At 62.4% G+C, this 25,856-nt stretch carries 29 protein-coding genes; 15 read left to right on the top strand and 14 right to left on the bottom strand.

What is annotated here, in order from left to right; all coding sequences use genetic code 11:
* Positions 1 to 51: 51 nt before the first annotated feature.
* Positions 52 to 579 carry an AAA family ATPase gene (locus HAD_RS02555; RefSeq protein ID WP_035569267.1) on the bottom strand — a complete coding sequence of 176 codons (528 nt, stop codon included), beginning with the start codon at positions 577 to 579 and terminating at the stop codon, positions 52 to 54.
* A gap of 296 nt (positions 580 to 875) precedes the next feature.
* Here HAD_RS02555 and HAD_RS02550 point away from each other — a divergent pair, with 296 nt between their 5' ends.
* Complete coding sequence (locus HAD_RS02550; protein ID WP_035569265.1) at positions 876 to 1,634, top strand: vWA domain-containing protein; 759 nt, start codon at positions 876 to 878, stop codon at positions 1,632 to 1,634.
* 156 nt (positions 1,635 to 1,790) lie between these two features.
* Here HAD_RS02550 and HAD_RS18515 read toward each other — a convergent pair whose 3' ends face one another.
* The gene (locus tag HAD_RS18515; RefSeq protein WP_206741239.1) at positions 1,791 to 2,342 is read right to left on the bottom strand and encodes a Kazal-type serine protease inhibitor domain-containing protein; all 552 of its coding nucleotides are present in this window, start codon (positions 2,340 to 2,342) and stop codon (positions 1,791 to 1,793) included.
* Between the two features lie 166 nt (positions 2,343 to 2,508).
* On the opposite strand from HAD_RS18515, the gene HAD_RS02540 reads away from it, so the two are divergent.
* A complete protein-coding gene (locus tag HAD_RS02540) occupies positions 2,509 to 3,129 on the top strand; it encodes a class I SAM-dependent DNA methyltransferase (RefSeq protein WP_035571493.1) in 621 nt (206 codons plus the stop codon).
* A gap of 12 nt (positions 3,130 to 3,141) precedes the next feature.
* Here the strand turns inward: HAD_RS02540 and HAD_RS02535 are convergent, their stop codons facing one another.
* Positions 3,142 to 3,690: a hypothetical protein gene (locus HAD_RS02535; RefSeq protein WP_156942136.1), complete on the bottom strand. Its 549-nt coding sequence runs from the start codon at positions 3,688 to 3,690 to the stop codon at positions 3,142 to 3,144.
* 116 nt (positions 3,691 to 3,806) lie between these two features.
* On the opposite strand from HAD_RS02535, the gene HAD_RS02530 reads away from it, so the two are divergent.
* The gene (locus HAD_RS02530) at positions 3,807 to 4,241 is read left to right on the top strand and encodes a universal stress protein (RefSeq protein WP_035569258.1); all 435 of its coding nucleotides are present in this window, start codon (positions 3,807 to 3,809) and stop codon (positions 4,239 to 4,241) included.
* A gap of 248 nt (positions 4,242 to 4,489) precedes the next feature.
* Positions 4,490 to 5,542, top strand: a complete 1,053-nt coding sequence (locus HAD_RS02525; RefSeq protein WP_035569256.1) for an aspartate-semialdehyde dehydrogenase — start codon at positions 4,490 to 4,492, stop codon at positions 5,540 to 5,542.
* Between the two features lie 62 nt (positions 5,543 to 5,604).
* On the opposite strand, the gene HAD_RS02520 is transcribed toward HAD_RS02525, so the two are convergent.
* From HAD_RS02520 to HAD_RS02510, 3 genes are all read right to left on the bottom strand, one after another.
* Positions 5,605 to 6,780 (bottom strand): acetyl-CoA C-acetyltransferase, encoded by a 1,176-nt coding sequence (locus tag HAD_RS02520; protein WP_035569254.1) that lies wholly within the window; start codon positions 6,778 to 6,780, stop codon positions 5,605 to 5,607.
* Between the two features lie 94 nt (positions 6,781 to 6,874).
* Positions 6,875 to 7,966, bottom strand: a complete 1,092-nt coding sequence (locus tag HAD_RS02515; RefSeq protein ID WP_051595867.1) for a glutathione S-transferase family protein — start codon at positions 7,964 to 7,966, stop codon at positions 6,875 to 6,877.
* A 74-nt stretch (positions 7,967 to 8,040) separates the two neighbouring features.
* Positions 8,041 to 8,631 carry a TetR/AcrR family transcriptional regulator gene (locus HAD_RS02510; RefSeq protein ID WP_035569252.1) on the bottom strand — a complete coding sequence of 197 codons (591 nt, stop codon included), beginning with the start codon at positions 8,629 to 8,631 and terminating at the stop codon, positions 8,041 to 8,043.
* A 66-nt stretch (positions 8,632 to 8,697) separates the two neighbouring features.
* Between HAD_RS02510 and HAD_RS02505 the strand changes: the two genes are divergently transcribed.
* The 3 genes from HAD_RS02505 (at position 8,698) to HAD_RS02495 (ending at position 10,520) form a co-directional block, all read left to right on the top strand.
* On the top strand, positions 8,698 to 9,333 hold the full coding sequence (locus HAD_RS02505) for an NAD(P)-dependent oxidoreductase (protein ID WP_035569250.1): 636 nt from the start codon (positions 8,698 to 8,700) through the stop codon (positions 9,331 to 9,333).
* Between the two features lie 32 nt (positions 9,334 to 9,365).
* On the top strand, positions 9,366 to 9,860 hold the full coding sequence (locus HAD_RS02500) for an anthrone oxygenase family protein (protein WP_051596207.1): 495 nt from the start codon (positions 9,366 to 9,368) through the stop codon (positions 9,858 to 9,860).
* A 126-nt stretch (positions 9,861 to 9,986) separates the two neighbouring features.
* Positions 9,987 to 10,520 (top strand): DUF2179 domain-containing protein, encoded by a 534-nt coding sequence (locus HAD_RS02495; RefSeq protein ID WP_035569248.1) that lies wholly within the window; start codon positions 9,987 to 9,989, stop codon positions 10,518 to 10,520.
* On the opposite strand, the gene HAD_RS02490 is transcribed toward HAD_RS02495, so the two are convergent.
* Entirely contained in the window at positions 10,517 to 11,194 is a 678-nt protein-coding gene (locus HAD_RS02490; protein ID WP_035569246.1) for a nitroreductase, read from the bottom strand. The genes HAD_RS02495 and HAD_RS02490 overlap by 4 nt on opposite strands.
* A 254-nt stretch (positions 11,195 to 11,448) precedes the next feature.
* Positions 11,449 to 12,228, bottom strand: a complete 780-nt coding sequence (locus tag HAD_RS02485; protein WP_035569244.1) for an SDR family NAD(P)-dependent oxidoreductase — start codon at positions 12,226 to 12,228, stop codon at positions 11,449 to 11,451.
* 66 nt (positions 12,229 to 12,294) lie between these two features.
* On the opposite strand from HAD_RS02485, the gene HAD_RS02480 reads away from it, so the two are divergent.
* Complete coding sequence (locus HAD_RS02480) at positions 12,295 to 12,693, top strand: YkvA family protein (protein ID WP_035569242.1); 399 nt, start codon at positions 12,295 to 12,297, stop codon at positions 12,691 to 12,693.
* 26 nt (positions 12,694 to 12,719) lie between these two features.
* A complete protein-coding gene (locus HAD_RS02475) occupies positions 12,720 to 13,388 on the top strand; it encodes a lysoplasmalogenase (RefSeq protein ID WP_051595866.1) in 669 nt (222 codons plus the stop codon).
* A gap of 80 nt (positions 13,389 to 13,468) precedes the next feature.
* On the opposite strand, the gene HAD_RS02470 is transcribed toward HAD_RS02475, so the two are convergent.
* Positions 13,469 to 13,939, bottom strand: a complete 471-nt coding sequence (locus HAD_RS02470; RefSeq protein WP_156942135.1) for a hypothetical protein — start codon at positions 13,937 to 13,939, stop codon at positions 13,469 to 13,471.
* A 247-nt stretch (positions 13,940 to 14,186) separates the two neighbouring features.
* Positions 14,187 to 15,017 carry a TauD/TfdA dioxygenase family protein gene (locus tag HAD_RS02465; RefSeq protein ID WP_035569238.1) on the bottom strand — a complete coding sequence of 277 codons (831 nt, stop codon included), beginning with the start codon at positions 15,015 to 15,017 and terminating at the stop codon, positions 14,187 to 14,189.
* A gap of 176 nt (positions 15,018 to 15,193) precedes the next feature.
* On the opposite strand from HAD_RS02465, the gene HAD_RS02460 reads away from it, so the two are divergent.
* The 4 genes from HAD_RS02460 to HAD_RS02445 all read left to right on the top strand — a co-directional run bounded on the left by HAD_RS02460 (position 15,194) and on the right by HAD_RS02445 (position 20,188).
* Positions 15,194 to 16,357, top strand: a complete 1,164-nt coding sequence (locus HAD_RS02460; RefSeq protein WP_035569236.1) for a phosphoserine transaminase — start codon at positions 15,194 to 15,196, stop codon at positions 16,355 to 16,357.
* A gap of 93 nt (positions 16,358 to 16,450) precedes the next feature.
* Positions 16,451 to 18,046 carry a phosphoglycerate dehydrogenase gene (gene serA / locus HAD_RS02455; protein WP_035569234.1) on the top strand — a complete coding sequence of 532 codons (1,596 nt, stop codon included), beginning with the start codon at positions 16,451 to 16,453 and terminating at the stop codon, positions 18,044 to 18,046.
* 195 nt (positions 18,047 to 18,241) lie between these two features.
* Positions 18,242 to 18,820, top strand: a complete 579-nt coding sequence (locus tag HAD_RS02450; protein WP_035569232.1) for an acyloxyacyl hydrolase — start codon at positions 18,242 to 18,244, stop codon at positions 18,818 to 18,820.
* Between the two features lie 75 nt (positions 18,821 to 18,895).
* A complete protein-coding gene (locus HAD_RS02445; RefSeq protein ID WP_035569230.1) occupies positions 18,896 to 20,188 on the top strand; it encodes an adenylosuccinate synthase in 1,293 nt (430 codons plus the stop codon).
* On the opposite strand, the gene HAD_RS02440 is transcribed toward HAD_RS02445, so the two are convergent.
* Positions 20,185 to 20,547 (bottom strand): nuclear transport factor 2 family protein, encoded by a 363-nt coding sequence (locus HAD_RS02440; RefSeq protein WP_035569229.1) that lies wholly within the window; start codon positions 20,545 to 20,547, stop codon positions 20,185 to 20,187. The genes HAD_RS02445 and HAD_RS02440 overlap by 4 nt on opposite strands.
* Before the next feature lie 2 nt (positions 20,548 to 20,549).
* Complete coding sequence (ccrA, locus tag HAD_RS02435) at positions 20,550 to 21,809, bottom strand: crotonyl-CoA carboxylase/reductase (RefSeq protein ID WP_035569227.1); 1,260 nt, start codon at positions 21,807 to 21,809, stop codon at positions 20,550 to 20,552.
* A 164-nt stretch (positions 21,810 to 21,973) separates the two neighbouring features.
* On the opposite strand from ccrA, the gene HAD_RS02430 reads away from it, so the two are divergent.
* Positions 21,974 to 22,858, top strand: coding sequence for an aminotransferase class IV (locus HAD_RS02430; protein ID WP_199285838.1), 885 nt, complete (start codon positions 21,974 to 21,976; stop codon positions 22,856 to 22,858).
* On the opposite strand, the gene HAD_RS02425 is transcribed toward HAD_RS02430, so the two are convergent.
* The gene (locus HAD_RS02425; protein WP_051595865.1) at positions 22,804 to 23,112 is read right to left on the bottom strand and encodes a SemiSWEET transporter; all 309 of its coding nucleotides are present in this window, start codon (positions 23,110 to 23,112) and stop codon (positions 22,804 to 22,806) included. The two genes, HAD_RS02430 and HAD_RS02425, sit on opposite strands and share 55 nt — an antisense overlap.
* Positions 23,113 to 23,187: 75 nt before the next feature.
* A complete protein-coding gene (locus HAD_RS02420; RefSeq protein ID WP_035569225.1) occupies positions 23,188 to 23,682 on the bottom strand; it encodes a hypothetical protein in 495 nt (164 codons plus the stop codon).
* Positions 23,683 to 23,856: 174 nt separating this feature from the next.
* Between HAD_RS02420 and HAD_RS02415 the strand changes: the two genes are divergently transcribed.
* The gene (locus tag HAD_RS02415; protein ID WP_035569223.1) at positions 23,857 to 25,851 is read left to right on the top strand and encodes a protein meaA; all 1,995 of its coding nucleotides are present in this window, start codon (positions 23,857 to 23,859) and stop codon (positions 25,849 to 25,851) included.
* The last annotated feature ends 5 nt before the right edge of the window (positions 25,852 to 25,856 follow it).

Here is a 25,856-nt window from a genome sequence, read left to right as displayed (position 1 = left end):
CCGTCTATAGACCCTATAAAGACCGAAACTGAATTTCAGTCTGATACATATCTAAAGCCAGGCGATCTGCTGATGAAGGTCATTCGCGATCGTCTGAACAGACTTGCGGTCCGTATCGACGGAGACGTCTGCAATACCGGATCGCTTCAGGAGGCCTGACAGCTCAAGCGCCCGGCGCTCATGCCATGCGCGGCCCGTTCCGATTTCCCTTTTCCGGACCCGGCCAAGAAGCGTCTCATCTGACGCCCCGAGCTCGATCACCACGCTTCGCCTGGCCCCGACAGCCTGTTCAATGCGTTTTGCCCCTTCACGCGTTTCAATGACGCGGGCGACGATGAGGTTTCTGACGCCCTGTTCGAATGCATGGGTCCAGATGGCGCCAAGGTTTTTCAGCGCGATTTTCTCGCCAAACCGGTCATCCTCCGGGCGGGGATAGGTTTTGGACAGGCCGTCGAGGTCGACAAAGGTGTGTGCGACCCCTGCGGACTCGAGTGTTCCGCTCAGTTCTTCACCCAATGTCGTCTTGCCGACCCCCACAGGGCCGCTGATCAAAACCAGATTGGTGTCCGACATGTCCATTCAGACACTCATACCTCGACCGGTGCAGATGTTAAGCGGCATGCCGATATTCAGAAACGCAAGGTCGTTGGCATCTTCATACGGAAGAAACACGCCGAAACTGAACGCCTGTTCAGACTGGGCGGCCCGCCGGTTCGCTGGCGGGCCTTTTACCTTCCAAACGGCAACAAGCCGCCACGAACGCGCCCCAATCCGGGCCGATCCTTTTGCTTAATCGGGCCGTGGGGGCTTGAGACGCACAGGGGCCGGCTGTTCCGGTCACAAAACTGGTCACAAGAACTGGAAGGGACGCCCAGATGAAATCCTTCATCGCAAAACTCACACTCGGCGCGGCTGCGATTGCGCTGGCAGGGACGGCCAGTGCCAAGGTCCTGCCTGAACCACCAGAAGATCCGGGGGCGGTACATTCCTATATCCTGCTCGACCGGACAGGCTCCATGTCCGACATCTGGGACGAGGCGCTTGGCTCCGTCAATGCCTATGCCGCAAGTGTCGGCGAGGCCGACGAAGGCGAGGTGGATGGCGAGGATATCGAGACCGATGTCACGCTCGCCGTCTTCGACTACCAGGACGGCATGCAATTCGACGTGTTGCGCAAAGGCGTGAAGGCCGAAGACTGGAACGACGTCACCAATGACGAGGCCAATCCGCGCGGCATGACGCCCCTGTTCGACGCGATCGGCCGCATGGTGAACCTTGCCGAAGCCGACAAGCCGGAAAAGGCCGTGATCGTGATCATGACCGACGGACGCGAGAATTCCTCCCGTGAACTGACGAAAGACGGCGCCAAGGCAGCGCTGGCGCGGGCAGAGGCGAAAGGCTGGGAAGTTGTCTTCCTCGGCGCCGAATTCGCCAGCTTTGACGATGCCGAAAGCGTTGGCATGGATGCCCGCAAGACCATGGCCGTCGGCCAGGGCAGCATGCAGGACAGCATGTCGGCCCTCGCCAAGAAATCCCGCGCCTATGGCAAGGGCGAGGAGGCGGAGATCGAGTTCAACGAGGAAGACCGCGCCCTCGCCGACGAGGAAGGCGTGAAGGAACGCCAGAACAAATAAGACCCATTCACTGGAACCTCCAACGGGCAGCTCCGGCGACCCCCTGCACCAAGCGCGCCCGGAAAAGGAAGCCCGCCTCAGCAATGAGGCGGGCTGTTTTCATCATTGACGGTCGGCGCCAAGACGATGGTTGGTTCCAGTTTTTTGTTTGAGCCGTTATTCCGTCGATCCACATTCGCCCATGTAGCTAATGCTGGTTTCAGCCTGGAGGGCTTCGCATGCATTTGTGTATGTCTTGCCGTCACAACCGCACACCGGGGCGATCTCTTCAGTACAGGCGTCCGGCTTCGTGAAACAGTGTCCACCACTGTCTGTTGAACCACAGAAACCGATTGGAAGGAGGCAAACGTCGTCAGAATTCTCACACATTTGCGGAGCGTTCTTGCCGCCGCATGTCGAGGTGTAAGGGAAATGGATGCCGTACTGAACAACGACGTCAATGCTTCCGTCATCAGGATCGATCAGCGCTGGGGTTGTGTTGGCGTTATCTTCTGCCTCGTCAATTGGCGTGCAGATGCCGGACATATCATCAGAGCCCGGAATGGGTTTGCAATACGCTGTAACGCCGTCACCTTCACACGTTGCTTCAGTGAATCCTCCGCAGACTTCGCCGATCGGCACGGTATGTTCCCCCTTTGCTACTGGCGCGCCAGGCGCACAGGCGGCAAAAAGTGTGATGCAAACGGTCACCATAGGTATTTTGCACATTGGATTTGTCTCCCACCTTATTCCCGAAAACACTTTAGCATGAATGCAGATCAACCAAAAGGTGTGCCGCATTGTGCGTCCGGAGAATTGGATCAGGCCACAGGGCGGTGCGCTGTTCGCTCTGGTCACATGGACTTGGGCACCGTCGCTCCGGTATGTTCCTCCCATGACCGATAATTTCCTCGACAAAGTTTACCGCGTTTCCGGCAATGACGGGATGCGCGACCTCTACAATGCATGGGCGGGCAAATACGATCAGGACATCCTGAAAACCGGCTACGCCACGCCGCGGCGCGTCGCCGAAGCGCTTGCAGCTGTCCTGCCGGACAAGGACGCGCCGATCCTGGACTTCGGATGCGGCACCGGTCTGTCGGGCGCAGCCCTGGCGGAGGCGGGCTTCACGCAGATCGACGGCACGGACCTGTCCGGCGAAATGCTCGCCGTGGCGCGAAACAAGGGCATCTATAACAAGCTGTGGGAAACGGACCCGTCCGTGCCCCTGCCGGTCAAGCCGGGGGACTACCGGGCGGTGACGGCGATTGGCGTGATCAGCGTCGGAGGGGCACCTGCGTCGGTCTATGACGACCTGCTCGCGATCCTTGCCCCCGGTGACCTGCTGGCCTTTTCCCTGAATGACCAGAGCATGGCGATGGACGACTATGGCGGCCGCCTGAAGCGCAGCATCGCCAGCGGCGAGGTTGCCGTCCGCTTTGAAGAATACGGCCCGCACCTTGCGGCGCATGGCGAAAACGCCGGCGCCACGGTCTATGTGCTGGAACGGCTCTGAGGCGGGCAGGGGCTAGTATGACTGCGCCGGTTTGACCCGCGAGGTGGCCCGGTCGGCATAGAAACCCGCGATCAGATCGCTGAGCGGTTTGTCCGTGTCGCCATAGTCGATGCCGTCGGTCCACAGGGCGGCGGTGCAGAGGTCTGACATGAAGCGGCCCATCCGGTTACTGTCCGGGTCGACGCCGTTATAAGTCTCGTTGCGGATCTCAAAGGCGTGCCGGTTCGTCTGGTGGAAACTGTCCAGAAGGCAGGCGCGTTCTTTCGGGGAGGTGGTGGCCATCAGGTCCGGCCAGTCTTCGCCCACGTCCGGTTCCATTTCGCAGAGACGGAAGACGGTTCCGGTCGTCAGGCCGTCGCAGGCGGCCGGCGCGGCGAGGATGTCTGACATCAGGCTTTCTGCGCGGGCCTGCGCCGCACGGGCTTGTTCCTGCTGCTCGAGCACCGCCTCCAGCACCCGTTCCTCATCAGATTTTTCCGATGCGCGCTTGTTACCGTACCAGACGAATGCTGCCAGCCCGAGGCCGCAAATGAGCAGGATGAATGGGATCAGCGTCTTCATGGATTTCCCCCCTTGGGATTCGTTTTCCGGGAGCATAGCAGGCCTGCCCCGGTGCGGCAGGCCATCCGCCTGACAAAGGTGGCCAGACCCGTTAGGCTGGCGGTGAGGAGATTTACATGACCGAACAGACCACGCCGCCCTTTCCCATCACGCAAATTCTGGTGCCCGTCGACATGCGCCACAAGGAGGCGTCCCGATTGGCCATAGAGTCTGCGGTGTACCTGGCCGGTCCGGCCGGGGCGAACGTGTCGATTCTCACGGTCACCAATCCGCTGGGGACGCACCTCACGGAAATGCCGGAAGCCCGCAAGCCGGAATTCGACGCCTTCGTGGCGGAGGAAGCCGAACGGCTCGGCCACGCCATCACGCCCCTGTTCGAAAGCCATGAGGCGGTGAACGAGACGATCCAGAAGGTGATCGCAAAGCACGGCGTGGATTTTGTCGTCATGGCGACGCACCATCCCCGCCTGACCGACCATTTGTTCGGCTCGCACGCCTCACAGACGGCGCTGCACGCCAACTGCTCCGTGCTGATCCTCAGAGGGGGGTAACCCGCGGCATTCGTCGCGCGCGGCGGTGCGGCGTGAGTGCACTTTACTTCCGCTGCGTGGCGGATTATTCAGCGCGCCATGCTGAAGACACAGATCATTATTACCCCAAAGACGACCCGCCTTCGCGGGACGTTGCGGGTGTGTGCGATCTGAAACCAGCCACCCTCACCAACGTCCCGCCAAGGCGCGGGACGGCCATTTCCTGACAACGGCTCTCCCGCTCCAAAGGCTCCAAACCGGAGAATGCCATGTCACCCCGTTTTTCACGATCCAGTCCCCCCCGCGTCGGCGTTGTCGGCGCCACAGGCCTTGTCGGCAGCCTGATGCGCACGCTGCTGGAAGAGCGGGACTTTCCGCTCGCCTCGCTGCGCCTGTTCGCCTCGGCCCGGTCGGCGGGAAAGACCGTCCCGTTCCGCGGCACGGATATTGTGGTGGAGGACGTCGCGGCGGCGGATCTCTCCGGGCTGGACATTGTGTTCTTCTCGGCAGGCGGGGAAACCTCGCGCGTGTACGCACCGAAATTTGCCGAAGCAGGCGCGCTGGTGATCGACAATTCCTCCGCCTGGCGGAAGGACCCCGACGTGCCGCTGGTGGTGCCGGAAGTGAACGCCGATGCGCTGGCGGATATTCCGAAAGGCATCATCGCGAACCCGAACTGCACGACCATGGCGGCCATGCCCGTGCTGAAACCCCTGCATGACGCCTGGGGCCTGACGCGCCTGTTCGCCTCCACCTATCAGGCCGCGTCCGGGGCAGGGGTGGCCGGGTCGGAAGAACTGACCCAGCAGGTCGCTGCGGCGGCTGCCGGCGACATGGCCGGCCTCGCAGACAATCCGGCGGCGGTGGACTTCCCCGCGCCGCAGAAATGGGCCGTGCCGCTCGCCTTCAACGTCGTGCCGATGAACTATGTTCTGGGGGAAGACGGCTACACGGACGAAGAACTGAAACTGCGTGACGAGAGCCGCAAGATCATGGGGCTGCCGGACCTGAAAGTCTCCGGCACCTGCGTGCGCGTGCCGGTGATGACCGGGCACAGCCTGTCGCTCCATGCGGAGTTCGAACGGCCTGTCTCGGCTGAAGAGGCGGAAGCCATGCTGGCGAAAGCGCCGGGGGTTCAGGTGGACGCTGTGCCGAATCCGCTGGAGATGACGGGCAAGGACAATGTCAGCGTCGGGCGTATCCGCAAGGACAGCGCGCTGGACAACGGGCTCGTCCTGTTCGTGGTCGGTGACAATCTGCGCAAGGGCGCCGCGCTGAACGCGGTGCAGATCGCCGAAGCGCTGCTGGACCGTGCGGGCTGATACCAAAAAAACGCCGGACCTGTGAAGGTCCGGCGTTTGCCCATTCAACTTGAAGGCCTGGTTTACAGGGCTTCGATGATGGTGACGTTGGCGATGCCGCCGCCTTCACACATGGTCTGCAGGCCATACTTCTTGCCGCGTGCGCGCAGGGCGTAGATCAGCGTGGTCATCAGCTTGGTGCCGGAGGCGCCGAGCGGGTGGCCGAGCGCGATGGCGCCGCCATTGACGTTCAGCTTCGCCGGGTCGGCCCCGTGATGCTTCAGCCACGCAATCGGAACCGGCGCGAAGGCTTCGTTCACTTCGTACAGGTCGATGTCGGACATTTTCATGCCGGCGCGCTGCAGGGCGCGGTCGGTGGCGAAAAGCGGCTCTTCCAGCATGATTACCGGGTCACCGGCGGTGACGGTGAGATTGTGGATGCGGGCCAGCGGGGTGAGGTTGTGCGCCTTGATGGCAGCCTCGGAGGCAACCATGACGCCGGAGGAGCCGTCGCAGATCTGGCTGGCATTGGCGGCGGTCATGATGCCGTCATCCATCAGGATCTTCAGCTTCGCCATGCCTTCCATCGAGGCGTCGTAGCGGATGCCTTCATCCTTGTCGTGCATCACTTCATTGCCTTCCGGGTCGCGGCCCTTCAGGGCGACGATCTCGTCCTTGAAGGCCCCGGCCTTGGTGGCCTCAGCGCCGCGCTTGTGGCTTTCGACCGAGAAGGCGTCGAGCTGTTCCTTGGTGTGGCCATGCTTCTTGGCGATCATCTCGGCACCAACGAACTGGCTGAACTGCTTGATGCCGAACTTCTCTTTCACCGATTGCGGCGTCGGATCGGTCGGCACTTCGAACAGCTTGCCGGCACGCGCGTTGATACCCATCGGGCAGCGGGTCATGCTTTCGACGCCGGCGGCGATGACAAGGTCCTGCGTGCCGGACATCACGGCCTGGGCCGCGAACTGGAGGCTCTGCTGCGAGGAGCCGCACTGGCGGTCGATCGTGACGGCCGGAACGGACTGGGGCAGTTTCGACGCCAGGACAGCCGTGCGGCCGATCTGGGCGGCCTGCTCACCGGCCTGCGAGACGCAGCCCATGATCACGTCCTCGATGGCGGCCGGGTCGACGCCGGTTTCGTCCACGAGCGCGTTCAGGACCTGCGCGCCGAGATCGCCCGGATGCCATTCGGCGAGGGCGCCGCCGCGGCGGCCGCCGGCGGTACGTTTTGCTGCTACGATATATGCGTCTGCCATGTCACGCGTTCCTCTTCTAATATTTCCGGCACATTTATACGCCCGGAGTCCGGCTGCGCCAGCACTCTCCTAACGGAACCTGCCGCGAGGGAGGCTATCCGTTCCGGATCTCTGCAAACACGGGAAGGGATTTGCCGAAGGGGGCATGCGCCGCATTGGCGTAATGGCTGGCCACATCCGGCAGGCGCAGCAGCGGTTCGAGGATTCCGGTGGACTGCAGGACGGGATCGAGTGTCTCGCGGGTGGTCTCGTCCAGAGCGCGATAGCGGGCCTGCAGCATTTCAAGGCACCAGGCCCGGTACTGGGAGGTCTGAATGTCCCGGTAGGCCGTTTCCTGAAGGGTCATGCCATGGCGCGCTTCGCCAGCCTGCCAGGCAAGCGCATTGGCATTCAGCGCTTCAAGATGCGTCTCCGCCAGTTCGCGCAACAATGGCAGCAGATCGTCCGGGATACCGCTGGCGAGATCACCGCCGGTGCGGTAGGCGCGGGCATTCCAGACGCGGTAGACCCAGGCCATCACGCCGGAGGCCGTTTCCCGCATGATGATGCCGGGCACAGGGTCCATTGCGAAATGCCGGAAGAGGGGCCCCATCAGGCCGATATCGGCCAGCGTCGGCCGGTCGCCGAGCAGGAAGGGGCGGGCCTGAAAGATGGGTTCCAGCATGTCGAGGAGTTTGAGGTAGCTGCCTTCGACATGCGCGCGGGTGTCCGGCGTGACGCCGTCCCGGTCCACGAAATTATGCTTCTGGCGCTTCTCGGTCCGCCGGCGTTTGAGAAATCCGGGTGCCTTGATGTCCCGGCCCATCGCATCGGCGATCTGGCGGGCGAGCAGTTTCGAGGAGAGCGGATAGCTCCAGCGATAGTGCATGGCCGGACGCCAGAGCCATTCATCGGCATAATCCTCGATGAGGCGGCAGAGAAAGGCCTGGGCCGGGTCTTCCGGCAGGATCGGCGGATCAGGGTGCTGGGTCTCGAACCAGTCGATCATCGGGCTGGTGTCGGTCATCCAGCGGCCGTCCGTCAGTTCCACGGCAGGCATCTGCATGGCGCCGGTCTTTTCCGGAATGGTGCGCATGAAGTCCCTGGCCGTCATCGGGCAGAACTCATACGGGATTTCCTTGTAGCGCAGATAGGCTTCCAGCTTGCCCGTGAAATAGGAAACCTTGAGCCCGTAGACCTTCAGCATGATGCCCTCCCCGGCCGCTTGTAACGGCACTTATAGTGTCAATAGTTGCATCATCCGCCAAAACGCCGGCGGGCTCAAGCACCCATGACAAACAGGCGCCGGGCGGTGGCGGTGATGTGTTTCAGATACTGCTTCTGCGACCAGCCACAGGTCTGGGTCAGGTGTTCCCAGTTCGGCAGCAGCAAGAGCGTCCAGAGGAGGTCGGTTGCCTGCGGCGCGGGCATGCCGGAGGCGAGGTCTCCATCGCGCTTCAGGGCGTTGATGGCTGCTTCACAGCCTTCCCGCATGTCCTGCATGCGCTGGGCCCAGGCGCTGCGGGCTTCTTCATCCGTGGGGCTCATATCTATGAGCGCCCGGCCGATGGGGTAGATTTCAGGCAGGTAACCGGCCCACGCCTCAATGAAGGCATCAAGGCGTTCCCGGCCGGTTTTCGCGGCCCGGCTGGGCGCGAGGCGTGCGTCGGAGTCCTTTAATTCATCGACATAAAACGTCGCGCCGATCAGCAGGTCCGCGCGGTTGGCGAAGTGCAGGTAGACGGCCTGCCGGCTGATCCCGGCACGCTTTGCGATGTCGGACATGCGCACGCCTGTGCCGCTGCCTTCTGACAGCAAGTCGGCCGCGGCCTGGAGGATTTTTTGGCGGGTATCGGGATTCGGGCTTGACATAGTGTCAAGTGACCACCTATTTGACGCCGTGTCAATTGACATGGTGTCAAGCAAAAGGAGGCCGTCATGCGAATTGCTGTTTTCGGATCAACCGGCGGTGTTGGCCGTCATTTCGTGAACCAGGCCCTGGAGAAGGGCATGGCCGTCACGGCGCTTGTCCGGTCGCCCGGAAAACTGGCGGGCCTGCCCGAAGGCCTGACTCAGGTTACGGGCGACGTGACAGATGAAGAGGCGGTCCATCACACCGTCGCTGGGGCCGATGCCGTGGTCTGCGCGCTTGGCGCGCCGCTGCTGGACAAGAGCGGCATCCGGGCCACCGGTACGGCCAGCATCATCCGGGCGATGAAGGCCGCGCGCGTGAATCGGCTGGTCAGCCTCTCGTCCATCGGGGCAGGGGACAGCTATCCCCTGATCCCGGGGCTCTACAAATATTTCCTCGGCCCCCTGATGATGGAACGCATGTTCGCCGATCATGAGGCACAGGAAGCAGAGATTGCTGCCTCCGGCCTCGACTGGATCATCGCGCGCCCGGGTCCCTACAGGGATGGCGCCCGCACCGGCACCTATGCCCACGGTGTCACAGCTGACGTGCCGGACCGGAAGCTGAAGTTTCACATCAACCGCGCCGACGTGGCGGATTTCCTGATCCATCAGCTTTCGGACAATACCTACCTGCACAAGCCAGCCTGGCTGACCAGCTGACTGGCGAACCAAACCCTGTAATGGAGACTGATATGACCCCGCAATGGATGCTGCTTGCCAGCGAATTTTCCGTGATCGCATTTGCCCTCGTGGCCGGCGTGTTCCTCACCTTTTCCGACTTCGTCATGCGGTCGCTGGCGGCAACTCAGCCCGCTGGCGGGATCGAGGCGATGCAGCAGATCAACCGCAAGGTTTTCCGCACGCTGTTCATGGTCCTGCTGATCGGCATGGCCATCGTCTCGCCCCTTATGGCGGTGTGGGCCGTCCTGCAGGGGAGCGGGACGGCGACGACCTGGATCGTCTCGGCAGCGGTCACCTATGTGATCGGCACGTTCGGTGTGACGGTCGTCTTCAATGTGCCCATGAACGAACGCCTCGACCGGATGAACTATAACAGTGCCGTCGCGGCGGCCTACTGGCACCGCTATGTCCCGGCGTGGAGTTTCTGGAACACCGTCCGCACACTCGCCTCGGCAGCGTCTGCCATTTTCATGCTGATGGCTGTTGTCGCATTGGCGGCCGCCTAATTGGACACGTCCGTTCTGAAGTGGCCTGACGTGACCCAGCTTAGCCGGGCATATCAGCCGGGTTTCCATTCCCGCAGGATGCGGTAAGGCGTAAAGCTTGCCGGATCGCCATGACGGAGTTGCATCATGCTGGAATTTACCGCGCCCTCAGTGGTCTTGCTGGAAGCGGCCGCCCTGATTTTCATTCTCAGGATATGCGATGTCTCGCTAGGCACGTTGCGGCTGATCATGATTGCCAAGGGACACCGCCGCCCGGCGGCCATTCTCGGCTTTTTTGAGGTAACTATCTGGATTCTGGCCGTCAGTCAGGTTTTGACTGGCATTACCAATATCTGGGCGGTGCTCGGCTACAGTTCGGGGTATGCGGCTGGCACATCGATCGGTATGCTGATCGAAAGTCGCTTTGATCTGGGAAAGGTCGAGATCCGCGTTTTGTCACAGGATAAGAGCGATCAGATCCTCGATGCACTCAAGGCACTTGATGTCCGGGTAATCCAGATTTCTGTGGCCTCTTCAGGCCAACAGCTGCCAACCCTGCTGACAATCGTACCTAAAAGTCATGCTGTCGGCGTGCTGGCAGCCATCCGGAATGCCGACCCGGGCGCCTATGTCGTCATCGAGGATGTGCAGCGGGTGATCGTCCCCAAGATTGCGCGCTAGTCGTCAAAACCGAGGAAGGTGGCCGCTTCGTCTACGGACTTCCGCTTTGACACGACCGCGTTCGCCGGGAACGTCTCGTCCGGCCAGCCCATGGCGACGCAGGTCTGGATCACCTGATCGTCCGGGATGCCGGCCTCTTCGCGCACGACGGGGCTCTGCATGATGCCCTGGGAATTGATGACGCAGCCAAGGCCCCGGTTCCACGCGGCATTGACGATGCCATTGACGACGCCGCCACAATCAAAGGGCGGGATGTCGCCGCCTGCGAGGGCCTTGTCATAGGTCACCACGATGGAGACCGGCGCGTCGAACTGGCGGAAGCCCCGCAGCACCCAGTCCATGCGCGCTTCCTTGTCATGGCGCTCGATGCCCATGGCCTGGAACAACTGGATGGCGATCTCCACCTGGCGCTCGCGGTGCACGCCGTCATAGGGCGGGCCCATGCGGAATTCGCGGCTGTCGGGCACACCGGCCACGTTGCGCTCGACATTGCCCTTGCGGATCCGGTCCAGCACATCGCCGGAGACGACATAGAAATTCCAGGGCTGGGAGTTCAGCGAGGTCGGCGCGCGCATGGCGATTTCGAGGATCTCGCGGACGAGGGCTTTCGGCACCGGCTTGTCGAGGAAGCCCCGGATACTGCGCCGGCCACGCACTACGTCATCATATTCCACGGGTGGACCTCCCAATCTGTTATCGGAACCCTTGTAGCGCACCCGGCCCGTCTGACAGCCCCTTCCGTTGCGGCAAAGAAATAAGGCCCGCCCCCTGGGGCAGGCCTTGTTTTTCCATTGCTCGCGGCTGTTCCCTCGCCTCCGGCTCGGGGCCGCTGCGCCTTCGCTTCGCTCGTGAGATGGCGCTCCACCACAAGCAACGCGCAGGCGCAGGTGCCGCGGGCTTTAGCCCGCGAACAGCACCGAGCAGTCAATCAGCGCGGCGCCATGCGGATTGCGCCGTCGAGGCGGACGTCTTCGCCGTTGAAGTAGCCATTGCGGCACATTTCGGTGGCCAGCGAGGCGTATTCTTCCGGGTTGCCGAGGCGGGCCGGGTTCGGCACCTGGGCGCCGAGGGCCTGCTTGACCGGCTCTGGTGCACCCTGCAGCAGCGGGGTGTTGAAGATGCCCGGCAGGATCGTGTTGACGCGGATCAGCTCACGGCTGAGGTCGCGGGCGATCGGCAGGGTCATGCCGACAACACCGCCTTTGGAAGCGGAGTAGGCAGCCTGGCCGATCTGGCCGTCTTCTGCTGCAACCGAAGCGGTGTTCACGATCGCGCCGCGCTCACCGTCGATCGGGTCGAGCGTCATCATGCCGGCAGCCGATTTCGCGATGCAGCGGAAGGTGCCGACCAGGTTGATCTGGATGATCAGGTCGAATTTATCGAGCGGGAAGTGGCTGATTTCGCCGGTTTCCTTGTTGCGGCTGGCCGTCTTGATGGCGTTGCCGGTGCCGGCGCAGTTGATCAGGATGCGCTCCTGGCCGATGGCGGCGCGGGATTTCGCAAAAGCAGCGTCGACGCTGGCTTCGTCGGTCACGTTACACTCGCAGAACACGCCGCCGAGTTCCTTGGCGAGAGCCTCGCCTTTTTCAGCGTTCAGGTCGAACAGGGCGACTTTGACGCCATAGCTGGCCAGTTTCGTCGCCGTTGCAGCGCCGAGTCCGGAGGCGCCACCGGTGATGACAGCCGAAATATTCGAATTGAGTTCCATGGGCCGCGGCCCTCCCTTGTTTCTGACAACTTTTCAGATGATCTATAGGTCTGACAGGAGGACGCAATGTCTGACGCAGCGGAAGTTATCAACACCGTCCTGAACGAGGACGGGCGCTATATCCCGAAGTCGATCGAGCGTGACGAGCGCACGTCGCGCGGGCTGATCCCCAAGCTGATGCGGATGGTGGGGCGAATCCCCTTCGCAGACGACCTTGTGGCGGCCTGGTTTGCGGCGCGCGATCCGCACACGCCGACGCGGGCAAAGGCCGTGCTGTTCGCGGCGGTGGCCTATTTTGTCACGCCGATGGATTTGCTGCCCGACTTCATTACCGGCCTCGGCTTCACCGATGATGCCACCGTGCTGGCCACGGCGCTTGGCCTGGTGGGCATGCATGTGAAAGAAACGCACAGGGCCGCCGCCCGGCGCATATTGCGTGTGCCGGAGCCGGTGAACGAAGACTAGAAATATAAAAAAGGGGAGGCTGCCGTATGGCTGGGGAAACCACCGTGCTTGCGGGCGCGATCGTGTTGGGCGTTCTGTATTGGGCTGGCTGGTGCTGGCGAGAGGGCGGGGGATTGCCCGGCCTTCTGGTCAAGACCGGATCGACCGCGTTGCTGGCCGTGTTCGCTTATCTGGCGGGCGGACCATGGCTGCTGGTTGCGGGGCTCGCCCTGTCTTCGGCAGGGGATGCCTTTCTGGCGGTGGACAAGCCGGGCGAGGACAAATGGCTGAAGCCGGGCATGGCGGCCTTCTTCCTGGCCCATGTCGCCTATGTGGCGCTTTTCTGGGGCCTGCCGCAGGCGGACCGGAGCCTGCTGAACTTCGCCGCGCAGCTGGCGCTGGTCCTGAGCGGCGTGGTCTTCGTCCGCTGGCTGGCGCCCCGGCTCGGCGCGATGCGGTACCCTGTCTTTGCCTATACCGCGATCATTCTCGTGATGGGGGCCGCGGCGCTTCGCCTGCAGCCGCAATATGTGCTGGTGACGCTGGGGGCCGTCATGTTCGTGGCTTCGGACATGATCCTGTCGCTGCAGCTCTTCGCCCGTCCGGAAGGGGCGCCGAAGCGGATGCTCCCCTCACTTTCCGTGTGGGGGCTCTATTTCTTCGGTCAGGCGCTGATTGCCTGGGGCGCGGCATATCCCTTTGCCGGCGTGGAGTGAAAACGCGGCGGCTTCCAATCCGTTGAAAGCCGCCACATTTCATTCGAACGCATCTGCGTTCATCCTGTCCCGCCCGATGGCTATTCGAACCACTGGCCGGTGCCGGCAGAGGCGCCGCCTTTGGAGTGGATCGTCAGGACACCGCGGCGCCCGGCATAGTTGCCGGATTTGCCGATCAGGCCGCCAACACAGGACATTTCCCCGGCTTCCGGATCCATGATGTTGCAGCCGGAATAGACGGTGTAGTCACCGTCGGCGCCGGTCCCGTCGCACACGCCGTGTACCATGAAGATGGAATCGCGGGGCGGCTGACTGGTGGAGACGCATGTGAAGGTACTTTCGTTCACGCTGCCGTCCGCCATGGTAACGGTCGACGCGCCGGTCCAGTAGGCGCCGGCCACCGAGCCTTCCGGCGTGGTGGCGCCGACCGTCGTCGGTTCTTCCGAGGTCGACTGGAATGTAAAGGTTTGCGCCAGAGCGCCGCCGCACAGGGTGGCGGCTGCCACCCCATAAGCCAGGGGGCGAAGGATTTGCCCGAATTTGATTCTCATGGTTCCCTCCATAGGTTATGCGTTCCGCCATTCTGTGGACGGATCGATTGGGCCGGTTGGCTCAATGGCTTGGAGGTGGTCTCGATCAGTTGCGGACGAGGCTGTCAGTCAGCGGCATCCGCCGGCACGCACAAGTGTCTCTGGTCCCACCTGCTTCAACGCGGAACATACTCCGAAAACAGACATTTTCCAAGGTGTTGCGGGCGAATGCAACCAGTCAGGACGTGGGGTAGCTGGTATTCCGCGTCTAGCGCGGACGGTCGCCATCGATCGTGGCCCGGCGCATGTGGCGGCGGTGGCCGTGATAATCATTCAGCGCATAATGCCAGACGCAGCGATTGTCCCACATGGTGACGTCGCCCGCCTGCCAGCGGACGCGGCAGGTGTTGCGCTCCTCGCGCGACAGGTCGAACAGGTAATTCAGCAGCGGGCGGCTTTCCTTCCGGCTCCACCCCGAAAAGCGCAGCGTGAAGGCCGGATTGATGAACAGGCCCTTGCGGCCCGTTTCCGGGTGGGTACGGATCACCGGGTGTTCGTACTCCGGTGCATCGGGCGCGGATTTGGCATCCATCGACTGGCGCACGGCGGCCGAATAGCCATCGGCGCCGTATTCCTTGCTGGCCGTGTGCACGGCGGTCATGCCTTCCAGCGTTTTCTTGAGGCCGGAAGAGAGCCGGTCATAGGCGGCCTGCTGGTCGGCGAACAGCGTGTCCCCGCCATAGGGCGGCACTTCAAGCGCGTGCAGGATGGAGCCGAGGGCGGGTTCCTCCAGGAAGCTCATGTCGGAATGCCAGCCGCCGCCGAAATTGGTCTTCTCGTCCGGCTCCTTGATAATTTCGAGCAGTTCCGGATGCCCGTCCATGCCCTTCACATAGGGGTGGATGTTCAGCGTGCCGAAGCGGCGGGCGAAGGCCTTTTGCTGGTCCGGCGTCAGGCCCTGCTGGCCGCGCAGGACGATCACCTTGTGGTCGAGGAACGCCTGGTGCACCGCATCGAACTCGGCATTCGACAAATCCTGCTTGAGATCCACACCATGGATTTCAGCGCCAAGGGTGCCGGTCAGCGGCTGGATGGTCATGCTCACGAGTGTTCCTCCACTTTTTTGAGCAGCTTAGCAGGTTGAAGTTTCACGTCACCTGCCGATCCCGTCACAGAAATGCCGTTTGCGCACGCCTCCGAAATGTGAGACAGACGCGGCGGGCCAGCATCCCCCAACGGGTGCCAGCCTATCTGTAAGGATAGGAGTACAAACAGATGACGACCGTCGCCAAACCCGGCGTGCTGCCAGCATGCCCGCATTTTTCCTCGGGCCCGACTGCCAAACGCCCAGGATTTTCCCTTGAAAAACTGAACACTGCCACACTCGGCCGTTCGCACCGCTCCGGTGATGCGAAGAAGAAGCTGAAAGCGGCGATTGAGCGGACCAAGACCATTCTCGGCCTGCCGGACGGCTATCGCGTGGCCATCGTGCCCGCATCCGATACCGGCGCCGTGGAGATGTGCATGTGGTCCATGCTGGGCGCGAAGCCTGTGGACGTCTTTGCCTGGGAAAGCTTCGGGCAGGACTGGGTCACCGACGCGACCAAGCAGCTGAAGCTCACGGACTGCAACACCTATGTCGGGGACTATGGCGAGCTGCCGCCTTTCGAAAAGGCGCGCGACGATGCCGACATCATCTTCACCTGGAACGGCACCACATCCGGTGTCCGCGTGCCGAACGCCGACTGGATCAAGCCCAACCCGGACCGCGTCGTGATCTGCGATGCGACTTCGGCCGCCTTCGCGCAGGACATCGAGTGGGAGAAGCTCGATGTGGTGACCTATTCCTGGCAGAAGATCCTCGGCGGGGAAGCGGCCCATGGCATGCTGATCCTGTCGCCCAATGCCGTGAAGCGCCTCGAAAGCTACACGCCGGACCGGCCGCTGCCGAAAATCTTCCGCATGACCAAGGGCGGCAAGCTGAACGAGGACCTGTTCCAGGGCGCCACGATTAACACGCCGTCCATGCTCTGCGTCGAAGACTATCTGCAGGCGCTCGACTGGTGCGAATCCCTCGGCGGCTGGAAGGCCCTGAAAGGCCGTTCCGACGAGAGCCTCGGCATTCTCGCGGACTGGGTTGCGAAAACGGATTGGGTTGATTTCCTGTGTCCGGATGCAGGCGTACGCTCCAATACAGGCGTCACGTTCAAGATCGTGGATCCGCGGGTTGCCGGTCTCGACGAGGCTGGCCAGCGCGCCTTCGTGAAAGCGATGATGAAGCGTCTCGAAACGGAAAACGCCTGCTTCGACGCGGCTGGTTACGCCAAGGCCCCTCCGGGACTGCGCATCTGGTGCGGCGGCACGGTGGAGCCGTCCGACGTGGCCAAGCTGACGCCGTGGCTCGACTGGGCCTTCGCTGAAGAAGTTGCGACCCTCTAATCAATTCATCCGTTCAAGTCGCTTCCAGTAGCGATGCGAAAGTGCAGCGGCGCGGGTGCGAACCCGCAAGAGCCGCGAGCAAAGGAAAACAAAATGCCTAAAGTACTGATTGCTGACAAACTCAGCGCCGCCGCCGTGGCTGTCTTCACCACGCGCGGTATCGAAACCGACATCAAGGTTGGCCTCTCAAAGGAAGAGCTGATCGAGATCATTCCGCAATATGACGGCCTGGCCGTGCGGTCTGCCTGCAAGCCGGACGCGGACGTGATCGCGGCCGCCGATAATCTCAAAGTCATCGGCCGGGCCGGGATCGGTGTCGACAATATCGACATCAAGGCCGCGACCGCCAAAGGCGTTGTGGTGATGAACACGCCATTCGGCAACGCCATCACAACCGCGGAACACGCCATCGCCATGATGTTCGCGGCGGCCCGGCAGATCCCGGCAGCCAATGCCCGGACCCAGGCAGGGGAGTGGCCCAAGAAAGACTTCATGGGCACGGAAGTCTCCTACAAGACGCTTGGCCTGATCGGCTGCGGCAATATCGGCAGCCGTGTCGCCGAGCGGGCGATCGGCCTGAAAATGAAAGTCGCCGCCTATGACCCGTTCCTGACGGAAGAACGGGCTGTGGAGCTCGGCGTCGAGAAGGTGGAGCTCGAAGACCTGCTTGAGCGGGCCGACGTCATCACGCTGCATGTTCCGTTGACAGAGCAAACGAAGAACGTCCTCAGCCGGGACAACCTGGCAAAGACCAAGAAGGGCGTGATTATCGTCAATTGCGCACGCGGCGGCCTGGTGGACGAGGCCGCAACGAAAGACCTTCTGGAAAGCGGGCACATCTCCGCTGCGGCCTTCGACGTGTTTGCCGAAGAGCCGGCCAAGGAGAACGTGCTTTTCGGAGCGCCGAACTTCATCGCCACGCCGCACCTCGGCGCCGCGACGGCCGAAGCGCAGGAGAACGTTGCCCTTCAGGTGGCCGAACAGATGTCGGACTATCTCCTGTCCGGTGCGGTCACCAACGCGCTCAACATGCCGTCGATCACGGCGGAAGAAGCCCCCCGGATCAAGCCGTTCGCGGCGCTGGCCGAGAAGCTCGGCTCGTTTGCCGGCCAGATTTCCGACTTCGGATACGAAGAAGTGGTCATCGAGTATGAGGGCGAGGTCTCCGACCTTAACCGCAAGCCACTGACCGCGGCGCTGCTCGCAGGGCTGCTTCGTGCCTCACGCGGCGACGTCAACATGGTCTCGGCCCCGGCGGTGCTTGCCGACAGCGGTGTGAAGCTGACCGAAACCAAGACCGAGGACAGCCCGGTCTATGACAGTCTGGTCCGCGTCAAGGTGAAGACCAAGGCGACAAAGAATTCGGCGGAAGGTGGCTGGCGCACGCTGGCCGGGACGCTGATCGCTGGCAAGCCGCGGATCGTCGAGGTCAAGGGCATGGCGCTGGAAGGCGATTTCGCGCCGGTCATGCTGTATGTGAACAATCTCGACCAGCCAGGCTTCATCGGTGCGCTGGGCCAGATGCTGGGCGAAGAGAAGATCAATATCGCCACCTTCCACCTCGGCCGCACGACGGCTGGGGATGAGGCGATCGCCCTCATCGGGATCGACTCGACGCCGAGCGGAGGCATGATCGAAAAGCTGAACGCCCTGCCACAGGTTCGCTATGCCAAGGTGCTGACCTTCTGACCTGTTTCAGGCCGCAAGCCTGATTCTTTATTTCAAGGACGGGCGGTCCCCCAGGGCCGCCCGTTTTCCATTATGGGTAGGGGTAGGGCGCGGGTCTGGTTACCTGTCCCTGCAAATTACCGTGAGGAGGCGCGTCGACGCTTGACGGGCGAGTCTGCGCCCCCTTACTCGCCTGTAATGTTACAGGGAGATTACATGCGCCGTTACCTTCTTGCCAGCGTGACCGCGGCTGCCGCATTTGCCGGCCCGGCCTCTGCCGACCTGGTCAGCGAGATTCGCCTTGGCGTCATGCAGGAGAATGTTTGCGTGCTCGATTGCGATAACGCCCACAAGGAAGCGGGCCAGAGCGTGAATGGCGAAATCCTCTTCGGTTCCCCGGATTTTCTGGGCTTCATCTGGAGTCCCAAGCCCTACCTCATGGCCAGCGGCAACTTCCAGGGTGAGACCAGTTTCGGCGGCGCTGGCCTGCGCTGGTCGTTCCCGATTACGAAAACCTGGCAGTTCGAGCCGAGCGTTGGTTATGTGATCCATGACGGGGAACTGGCCAGCCCATATCCGGACGGTGATCCGCGCAGCCTGGCCTTTACCGAGAAGCATGTGCTGCTCGGCTCCCGCGACCTTTTCCGCACGACACTCGGCCTGCACCACGACATCAACGAGGTGTGGGGCGTGGAGGTGATGTACGAACACCTCAGCCACGGCCAGGTGCTCGGCAATGGCCGCAATCAGGGCCTCGATAATGTCGGCGTGCGTGTCAGCTACAGTTTCGACTAGCGGCGCGGCCAAAGGCCCCTTGCTTTTCTGCTCTGAATCCTGCCCTTGTCGCCGCGGACTGAACAGGAGCGGCACATGGCTGGTGTAGTGGTCGTAGGCGCCCAATGGGGCGACGAAGGCAAGGGCAAGATCGTCGACTGGCTTTCCAGCCGGGCGGATGTGGTTGTCCGGTTCCAGGGCGGGCACAATGCCGGCCACACACTGGTGATCGACGGCAAGGTCTTCAAACTGGCGCTGCTGCCGTCAGGCCTTGTGCGGGGCGGCAAGCTTTCGGTTATCGGAAACGGGGTTGTGGTCGACCCCTGGCACATGCTGACCGAGATCGAGGGCATTCAGGCGCAAGGCGTCGAAGTCTCTCCCGAAACGCTTGTTCTCGCCGATAATGCGGCCCTGATCCTGCCTTGGCACAAGGACATCGATGCGGCCCGTGAGGGCGCGCTGGGCGCCGCCCAGATCGGCACGACCAAGCGCGGCATCGGCCCGGCCTATGAAGACCGTGTTGGCCGCCGCGCCATTCGCGTGGCCGACCTGGCTGATCCTGCAGCCCTGGATCTGAAGATCGAGCGCCTTCTGGCCCATCACCGGCCGCTGCGCGCCGGGCTCGACCTGCCGGAACCGGATGGTGCGAAGCTGAAGGCCGACCTGTTGGAAATCGCCCCGAAAGTGCTGGCCTATGCCCAGCCGGTCTGGAAGCTGCTGGATGAGCAGGTGAAGGCCGGCAAGCGGATCCTTTTCGAAGGCGCGCAGGGCGTAATGCTGGATGTCGACCACGGCACCTATCCGTTCGTGACATCCTCCAATGTCGTCGCCGGGAATGCGTCCGCGGGCTCGGGCGTCGGGCCGGGTGCGATTTCCTATGTTCTGGGCCTTGCCAAGGCCTATACGACCCGCGTCGGGGCTGGCCCGTTCCCGACGGAGCAGGACAATGAGATCGGTGAGCGTCTGGGCACGGTTGGGCGTGAAGTTGGCGTGAACACCGGCCGGGCGCGCCGCTGCGGCTGGTTCGACAGCGTCATGGTGCGTCAGGCCTGTGCCACCTCCGGCGTCAACGGGCTCGCGCTGACCAAGCTGGATGTGCTGGACGGGTTCGACGAGATCAAGGTCTGCGTCGCTTACAGGCTGAACGGTCAGAAGATCGACTACTATCCCGCCGGCCTGACCGACCAGGCAGCCGTGGAGCCGGTCTATGAGACCATGCAGGGCTGGCAAGGCTCGACCGCTGGCGCGCGCTCCTGGGCGGACCTGCCGGCCGAGGCCGTGAAATATGTCCGCCGGCTGGAAGAACTCGTCGGCAAGCCCTGCGCCCTCGTCTCCACCAGCCCGGAACGCGAAGACGTCATCCTCATGCGCGACCCGTTCGAGGGCTAGGCCGGGGCGTAGGTCGCGATCGAGACAGCGACTTCACTGTCTTCATTGAAGATGAAGGTCTCCGCGACCTTCTCTTCACGATGGTTCGTATAGAGAATGGTCACGGCGTCGGAGCCGACCAAAACATTGTCGATCGCAAAGAACAGGGACCGGGCCCTTGAAAGGGCCTCGGTCCAGTAGGTCTGCAGCGCTTTCTTGCCGTGAATGGTGGCCGCGTCATTGTCCATCACCAGCGCGATGCGCGGGCTGTGGAAGACGACGTCGTCGGCATAGTGCGACAGGATACGGTCGATATCCCTGTCGTTCCATGCCGACAGCCAGTCATTGGCAAATTCTTCCGCAAAAGCGCGGCTCAGCATGATCAGCTGGCCTGGCCGTTCACGGCAAGAATGTCTTCCACCGTGCGCAGGCCCGGCTTCGGAGACGTCACCAGCACAGCCATGTTGCCCGGCAGGTGCTTGTTATCCAGCATCTTCTCGTGCGCAGCCGGAATGTCTTCCCACGGGAAGACTTCGGACATGCCCGGGTCGATACGCCGGTTGATGACCAGGTCGTTGGCGGCGGAGGCCTGTTTCAGGTTGGCAAAGTGGCTGCCCTGAACGCGTTTCTGGCGCATCCAGAGGAAACGCGCATCCATGGTCAGGTTGAAGCCGGTGGTCCCGGCACAGATCACCACCATGCCGCCGCGTTTCACCACGAAGACCGAGACCGGGAAGGTCGACTCGCCAGGGTGTTCGAACACGATGTCGACATCCTTGTTGCCGGTGATCTCCCAGAGCGCTTTGCCGAATTTGCGGCTCTCGCGCATATAGTCCTTGAATTCCGGACCGTTCACGGTTGGCAGCTGGCCCCAGCAATTGAAGTCCTTGCGGTTCAGCACGCCTTTCGCACCGAGGCTCAGCACGTGTTCCTTCTTGTCGTCGCTGGAGACGACGCCGATCGCGTTCGCGCCGGTCACGGCACAGAGCTGGACACCGAAACTGCCAAGGCCACCCGAGGCGCCCCAGACGAGGACGTTGTCGGCCGGCTTCACGATGTGCGGACGGTGGCCGAACAGCATGCGGTAAGCGGTTGCGAGCGTCAGCGTGTAGCAGGCGCTTTCTTCCCAGGTCAGGTGCTTCGGGCGCGGCATGCACTGGCGGGCCTGAACGCGGCAGAACTGTGCGAACGAGCCGTCCGGCGTCTCATAGCCCCAGATCCGCTGCGACGGCGAGAACATGGGATCGCCGCCATTGCATTCCTCATCGTCGCCATCGTCCTGGTTGCAGTGAATGACGACTTCGTCGCCGGGCTTCACGCGCTTCACCTTGCGGCCAACGGCCCAGACGATGCCTGCGGCGTCAGACCCGGCAATGTGATAGTCCTGCTTGTGAACGTCGAACACGGACACAGGTTCGCCCAGGGCGGCCCAGATGCCGTTGTAGTTCACGCCCGCAGCCATCACGAGCACCAGCACTTCATCGGAATCGATTTCCGGCACGGGCACTTGTTCCAGTTGCATCGCAGTTGATGGCCGGCCGTGACGTTCCCGGCGGATCGCCCAGGCGTACATCATTTTCGGAACATGGAACTCGGGCGGAATCTCGCCCAACTCATAAATGTCTTTGACTTCCCGGCTCATGGCGGAATGCCCTCCTCCTTTGTACTGTCTGCGAAAAACCCGGTGGTGCGATCTTGGTGCAGCTTCACAAGGCCCTCGGCGCGCGCCACCTTGGCGTCATGGTTGCCGTGATGCAAGTTGTTTTGTTGCGGTGCACAATATCAAGCGTGAGGAGCGTGATAAAAATGACAATCGGCCGGACTGTCTATCTGAGCGGAAATTTCTGTCCTGTTGAGGATGCAACGATTTCCCCGTTCGACCGGGGGTTTCTGTTTGCCCATGCCGCGTATGAAGTGACATCGGTATATGATGGTCGCTTCATCGACATGGAGGGGCATCTTTCACGTCTCCGGCGCACGTTGGAGGGCATATCCATCCCCAATCCCTACAGTGATGAGCAATGGGCCGAAATCCATTCGGAACTCGTCGACAAGAACGGAGTGGAAGAAGGGCTGGTCTATCTTGAGGTGACGGGCGGGGCGTATGGCATGCGCGATTTCGCCGGTCCGGAGACCTTTTCGCCAACTGTATTTCTTTACGCCGACGCCCGTCCGCTGATTGGCGATCTGGCCCGGGAGGGGATAAAGGCGATCACTCTGGGCGATACGCGCTGGAAGCGGCGCGACATGAAGACCGTGCAGCTCCTTTCTCAGGCGCTGGCGTACCGCGCCGCACGTGAAGCTGGCGCGGAAACGGCCTTCATGATCGAAGACGGGCTGGTGACCGAGGCCGCCTCGGCGAATGCCTGGATCGTTGACGCCGAAGGACGGTTGATCACGCGCGAGCTCTCCCATTCGATCCTTCCGGGCATCACCCGGGCGGGGGTCGCCTCTCTTCTTGCGGCGAGCGGACTCGAAATGGTCGAGCGCGCCTTTACGCCGGAAGAGGCTGCCTCAGCGAAGGAAGTGTTCACGACCTCGTCCGGCGCGATCGTTGCCCCGGTCGTTGCGCTGGATGGCAAGCCGATTGGAGACGGGAAGCCTGGCCCGGTGACCCGGCGGATCCAGCGTCTCTATTATGAGGCGATGGGGGCCGATGTTGCCGCGGTGGCGCCCTGGGCGCTGGGCTGAGCCGGCAAGACTGACCGGATCTTGATGGTGAGAATGATGCTGGCGAGCGCCAGCGTCACCACATTGGCAATGATGATCGGCATCGCGCCGAGTGAAATGCCGTAGATCAGCCACGCGGCCACACCGGCCGTAAACATGGCGTACATGGCGAGGGAAATGCCCTCCGTGCGCCGGGTGCGGATAACCAGTACGGCCTGAGGAACGAAGGACAGCGTTGTCAGGACCGCTGCGATAGTGCCGATAATGTCGATCATGGGTCGCCAAGCTCCGAAAGGGCCGCGCCTCATAGCCTGAATTGAGGCGGTTGGGGAGCGTTTTTGATCGCGGCTTCAGCGTTCGTCCGGTGCGGTAAACTCGCCCTCGATAATATCGTCGGGCCCGTCGTCCGGTTGGTTCCGGGAGGTGAACGAGGCGTTCAGTTGTGTGGCCACGATGTTGGCCTGCCCGACTGCCAGGCGGGCACTGGCAAGGTTCATCAGGTAGACCGCCAATGTCGTGCCCCCGCCGATCAACAGGTCCGGCCAGCCGAATCCGCGGGCGAGGGACGTGTCCCGGAAGAGGGCGAGTATGCCGAGTGTGATGATGAAGATGCCCAGTAACAGGCCTGTTCGCGCGGCGAAGCCCGGCCAGAAGGCCCCGGGATCCGGCATGCGGGTTTCTCCGGCGGCACGCAGGAAGCGGATGCGTTCCACCCAGGAGACCAGCATCATCCCGCCTGCCAGTAACAACAGAACAAGGAAGCTGCGCTGCATGACGGCAGACAGGGCCGCTGCTGCGGGAAAGGCGACCAGTGCCGCGAGACGCAAGCGCAGTGCGAGCTGCATTGAGCCGGGTGAAAATCCCTCTGTGGGGCCGCCGGGGGAAACGTGTATCATGGGGTGAATGTGGCCCTGCCCGCCTGCGGCCGCAAGACGCTCCATCCTGTGTCTTGTCAGCTGGGTTTCCGGAGGGCATGTTGCGCCGCAACATAAAATCCAGCGTTGGGAGGCGCTTGCCCCATGGCCGATACTCAGACTTCTTTCCAGCACGCCCCCGACCGGCCGTGGATCTTCCGCACCTATGCCGGCCATTCGACCGCGAAAAAGTCGAATGAGCTGTATCGGATGAATTTGGGCAAAGGCCAGACGGGCCTGTCCATCGCTTTCGACCTGCCCACGCAGACAGCTTATGACGCCGACCACATTCTGGCGCGCGGCGAAGTCGGCAAGGTCGGCGTTCCGGTCAAGCATCTCGGCGACATGCGGGAGCTCATGGCCGAATTGCCGCTGGAGCAGATGAACACGTCGATGACGATCAATGCGCCGGCGTCCTGGATGCTCGCGCTTTATGTCGCGCTGGCCGACGAGCGCGGCGATGATCGCGGCAAGCTGCGGGGCACGACCCAGAACGATATCGTCAAGGAATACCTCTCGCGCGGGACGTATGTGTTCCCGCCCGAGCCGTCGATGAAGCTGATCTCGGACATGGTCACCTGGTGCTACACCGAGGTGCCGAAGTGGAATCCGATGAATGTCTGCTCCTACCACCTGCAGGAAGCAGGTGCGACGCCGGAACAGGAACTGGCCTACGCCCTCGCGACGGCAATCGCGGTGCTCGACACCGTAAAAGCGGGTGGCAAAGTTCCAGAAGAAGACTTTGAGATCGTATTCGGTCGCATCTCTTTCTTCGTGAATGCGGGTGTGCGTTTCGTTACGGAACTCTGTAAGATGCGTGCCTTTGTGGAACTCTGGGAAGATATCGGCCGGGAGCGTTATGGCGTCACCGACCCGAAAGCCCTCCTGTTCCGCTATGGCGTGCAGGTAAACTCGCTTGGCCTGACCGAACCGCAGCCGGAGAACAACGTCTATCGCATCCTGATCGAAGCGCTGGCCGTGACGCTGTCCAAGAAGGCGCGTTGCCGCGCGCTGCAGCTGCCGGCCTGGAACGAGGCGCTTGGACTGCCGCGCCCGTGGGATCAGCAATGGTCGCTGCGCCTGCAACAGGTCCTCGCCTACGAAACAGACCTTCTCGAATATGAAGACCTGTTCGACGGCAGCCATGTGATCGAAGGCAAGACGAATGAGCTGAAAGAACTCGCCCGTACGATGCTGGCCGAGATCGACGCGCGCGGCGGAGCGACGAACGCCATCGACTTTATGAAAGAGAGCCTGGTCGGCGCGCACATCGAACGTGTGAAGGCAATCGAATCCGGCGACCTCACCGTGGTCGGCGTGAACCGCTACACCGAAACGGCCGAGAGCCCGCTGGGCGGCGGCGATGGCGCGATCCAGACGGTCGATCCGGCTGAGGAGATGATGCAGGTCCGTGAACTGACGGCCTGGCGCAAGAACCGCGACAATGCCGCTGTCGATGCGGCGCTGGCCGGCCTGAAAGCGGCTGCGCAAGAGGGGACCAATATCATGGAACCCTCCATCACCTGCGCCAAGGCGGGTGTCACCACGGGCGAGTGGGGCCAGGCCATGCGTGACGTGTTTGGCGAGTATCGCGGTCCGACCGGGGTTGCCATCGTCATCAATTCCGACAGCAATGAAGACACCGAAGCCGTCCGCAAGGACGTTGACCGCGTCTCCGAAGCGCTGGGCCGCCGCCTGACTTATGTGCTCGGCAAGCCGGGCCTCGACGGGCACTCCAATGGCGCCGAGCAGATCGCCGCGCGCGGCCGCGAGGTCGGCATGGACGTCGTCTATGAAGGCATCCGCTTCGCGCCGAACGAAATCGCCGCGCAGGCCAAGGAAGCCAATGCGCATGTCGTCGGCCTGTCGATCCTGTCAGGCAGCCACCTTGATCTCGTCCGCGAGACACTGGCCGAACTGCGCAAGGTCGGCCTCGACAATGTGCCGGTCGTGGTCGGCGGTATTATCCCGCCGGAAGACGCTCAGGCCCTGCGCCAGATGGGGGTTGCCCGCATCTACACGCCGAAGGATTTCAAGATCACCGGCATCATGGGCGACGTCGTGGGCATCGTCGAGAAAGCCTGGCTTGTGAAGGGCTGAGTTGC

The organism is Hyphomonas adhaerens MHS-3 (assembly GCF_000685235.1).
GTDB lineage: Bacteria > Pseudomonadota > Alphaproteobacteria > Caulobacterales > Hyphomonadaceae > Hyphomonas > Hyphomonas adhaerens.
This window is presented reverse-complemented; position numbering and strand designations above follow the sequence as displayed.

Excerpts from the sequence above, each read along its gene's own strand:
- HAD_RS02510 (WP_035569252.1), bottom strand. The coding sequence starts at position 8,631 with ATGTCAAGCCCGAATCCCGATACCCGCCAAAAAATCCTCCAGGCCGCG.
- HAD_RS02465 (WP_035569238.1), bottom strand. The coding sequence starts at position 15,017 with ATGACCATCCAGCCGCTGACCGGCACCCTTGGCGCTGAAATCCATGGT.
- HAD_RS02440 (WP_035569229.1), bottom strand. The coding sequence starts at position 20,547 with ATGCTGAGCCGCGCTTTTGCGGAAGAATTTGCCAATGACTGGCTGTCG.
- HAD_RS02450 (WP_035569232.1), top strand. The coding sequence starts at position 18,242 with ATGCGCCGTTACCTTCTTGCCAGCGTGACCGCGGCTGCCGCATTTGCC.
- HAD_RS02420 (WP_035569225.1), bottom strand. The coding sequence starts at position 23,682 with ATGCAGCTCGCACTGCGCTTGCGTCTCGCGGCACTGGTCGCCTTTCCC.
- HAD_RS02460 (WP_035569236.1), top strand. The coding sequence starts at position 15,194 with ATGACGACCGTCGCCAAACCCGGCGTGCTGCCAGCATGCCCGCATTTT.
- HAD_RS02480 (WP_035569242.1), top strand. The coding sequence starts at position 12,295 with ATGTCTGACGCAGCGGAAGTTATCAACACCGTCCTGAACGAGGACGGG.
- HAD_RS02445 (WP_035569230.1), top strand. The coding sequence starts at position 18,896 with ATGGCTGGTGTAGTGGTCGTAGGCGCCCAATGGGGCGACGAAGGCAAG.
- HAD_RS02555 (WP_035569267.1), bottom strand. The coding sequence starts at position 579 with ATGGACATGTCGGACACCAATCTGGTTTTGATCAGCGGCCCTGTGGGG.
- HAD_RS02530 (WP_035569258.1), top strand. The coding sequence starts at position 3,807 with ATGACCGAACAGACCACGCCGCCCTTTCCCATCACGCAAATTCTGGTG.
- HAD_RS02475 (WP_051595866.1), top strand. The coding sequence starts at position 12,720 with ATGGCTGGGGAAACCACCGTGCTTGCGGGCGCGATCGTGTTGGGCGTT.
- HAD_RS02485 (WP_035569244.1), bottom strand. The coding sequence starts at position 12,228 with ATGGAACTCAATTCGAATATTTCGGCTGTCATCACCGGTGGCGCCTCC.
- ccrA (WP_035569227.1), bottom strand. The coding sequence starts at position 21,809 with ATGAGCCGGGAAGTCAAAGACATTTATGAGTTGGGCGAGATTCCGCCC.
- HAD_RS02430 (WP_199285838.1), top strand. The coding sequence starts at position 21,974 with ATGACAATCGGCCGGACTGTCTATCTGAGCGGAAATTTCTGTCCTGTT.
- HAD_RS02525 (WP_035569256.1), top strand. The coding sequence starts at position 4,490 with ATGTCACCCCGTTTTTCACGATCCAGTCCCCCCCGCGTCGGCGTTGTC.
- HAD_RS02505 (WP_035569250.1), top strand. The coding sequence starts at position 8,698 with ATGCGAATTGCTGTTTTCGGATCAACCGGCGGTGTTGGCCGTCATTTC.
- HAD_RS02470 (WP_156942135.1), bottom strand. The coding sequence starts at position 13,939 with ATGAGAATCAAATTCGGGCAAATCCTTCGCCCCCTGGCTTATGGGGTG.
- HAD_RS02535 (WP_156942136.1), bottom strand. The coding sequence starts at position 3,690 with ATGAAGACGCTGATCCCATTCATCCTGCTCATTTGCGGCCTCGGGCTG.
- HAD_RS02515 (WP_051595867.1), bottom strand. The coding sequence starts at position 7,966 with ATGCTGAAGGTCTACGGGCTCAAGGTTTCCTATTTCACGGGCAAGCTG.
- HAD_RS02500 (WP_051596207.1), top strand. The coding sequence starts at position 9,366 with ATGACCCCGCAATGGATGCTGCTTGCCAGCGAATTTTCCGTGATCGCA.
- HAD_RS02520 (WP_035569254.1), bottom strand. The coding sequence starts at position 6,780 with ATGGCAGACGCATATATCGTAGCAGCAAAACGTACCGCCGGCGGCCGC.
- HAD_RS02425 (WP_051595865.1), bottom strand. The coding sequence starts at position 23,112 with ATGATCGACATTATCGGCACTATCGCAGCGGTCCTGACAACGCTGTCC.
- HAD_RS02540 (WP_035571493.1), top strand. The coding sequence starts at position 2,509 with ATGACCGATAATTTCCTCGACAAAGTTTACCGCGTTTCCGGCAATGAC.
- HAD_RS02415 (WP_035569223.1), top strand. The coding sequence starts at position 23,857 with ATGGCCGATACTCAGACTTCTTTCCAGCACGCCCCCGACCGGCCGTGG.
- HAD_RS18515 (WP_206741239.1), bottom strand. The coding sequence starts at position 2,342 with ATGTGCAAAATACCTATGGTGACCGTTTGCATCACACTTTTTGCCGCC.
- serA (WP_035569234.1), top strand. The coding sequence starts at position 16,451 with ATGCCTAAAGTACTGATTGCTGACAAACTCAGCGCCGCCGCCGTGGCT.
- HAD_RS02495 (WP_035569248.1), top strand. The coding sequence starts at position 9,987 with ATGCTGGAATTTACCGCGCCCTCAGTGGTCTTGCTGGAAGCGGCCGCC.
- HAD_RS02550 (WP_035569265.1), top strand. The coding sequence starts at position 876 with ATGAAATCCTTCATCGCAAAACTCACACTCGGCGCGGCTGCGATTGCG.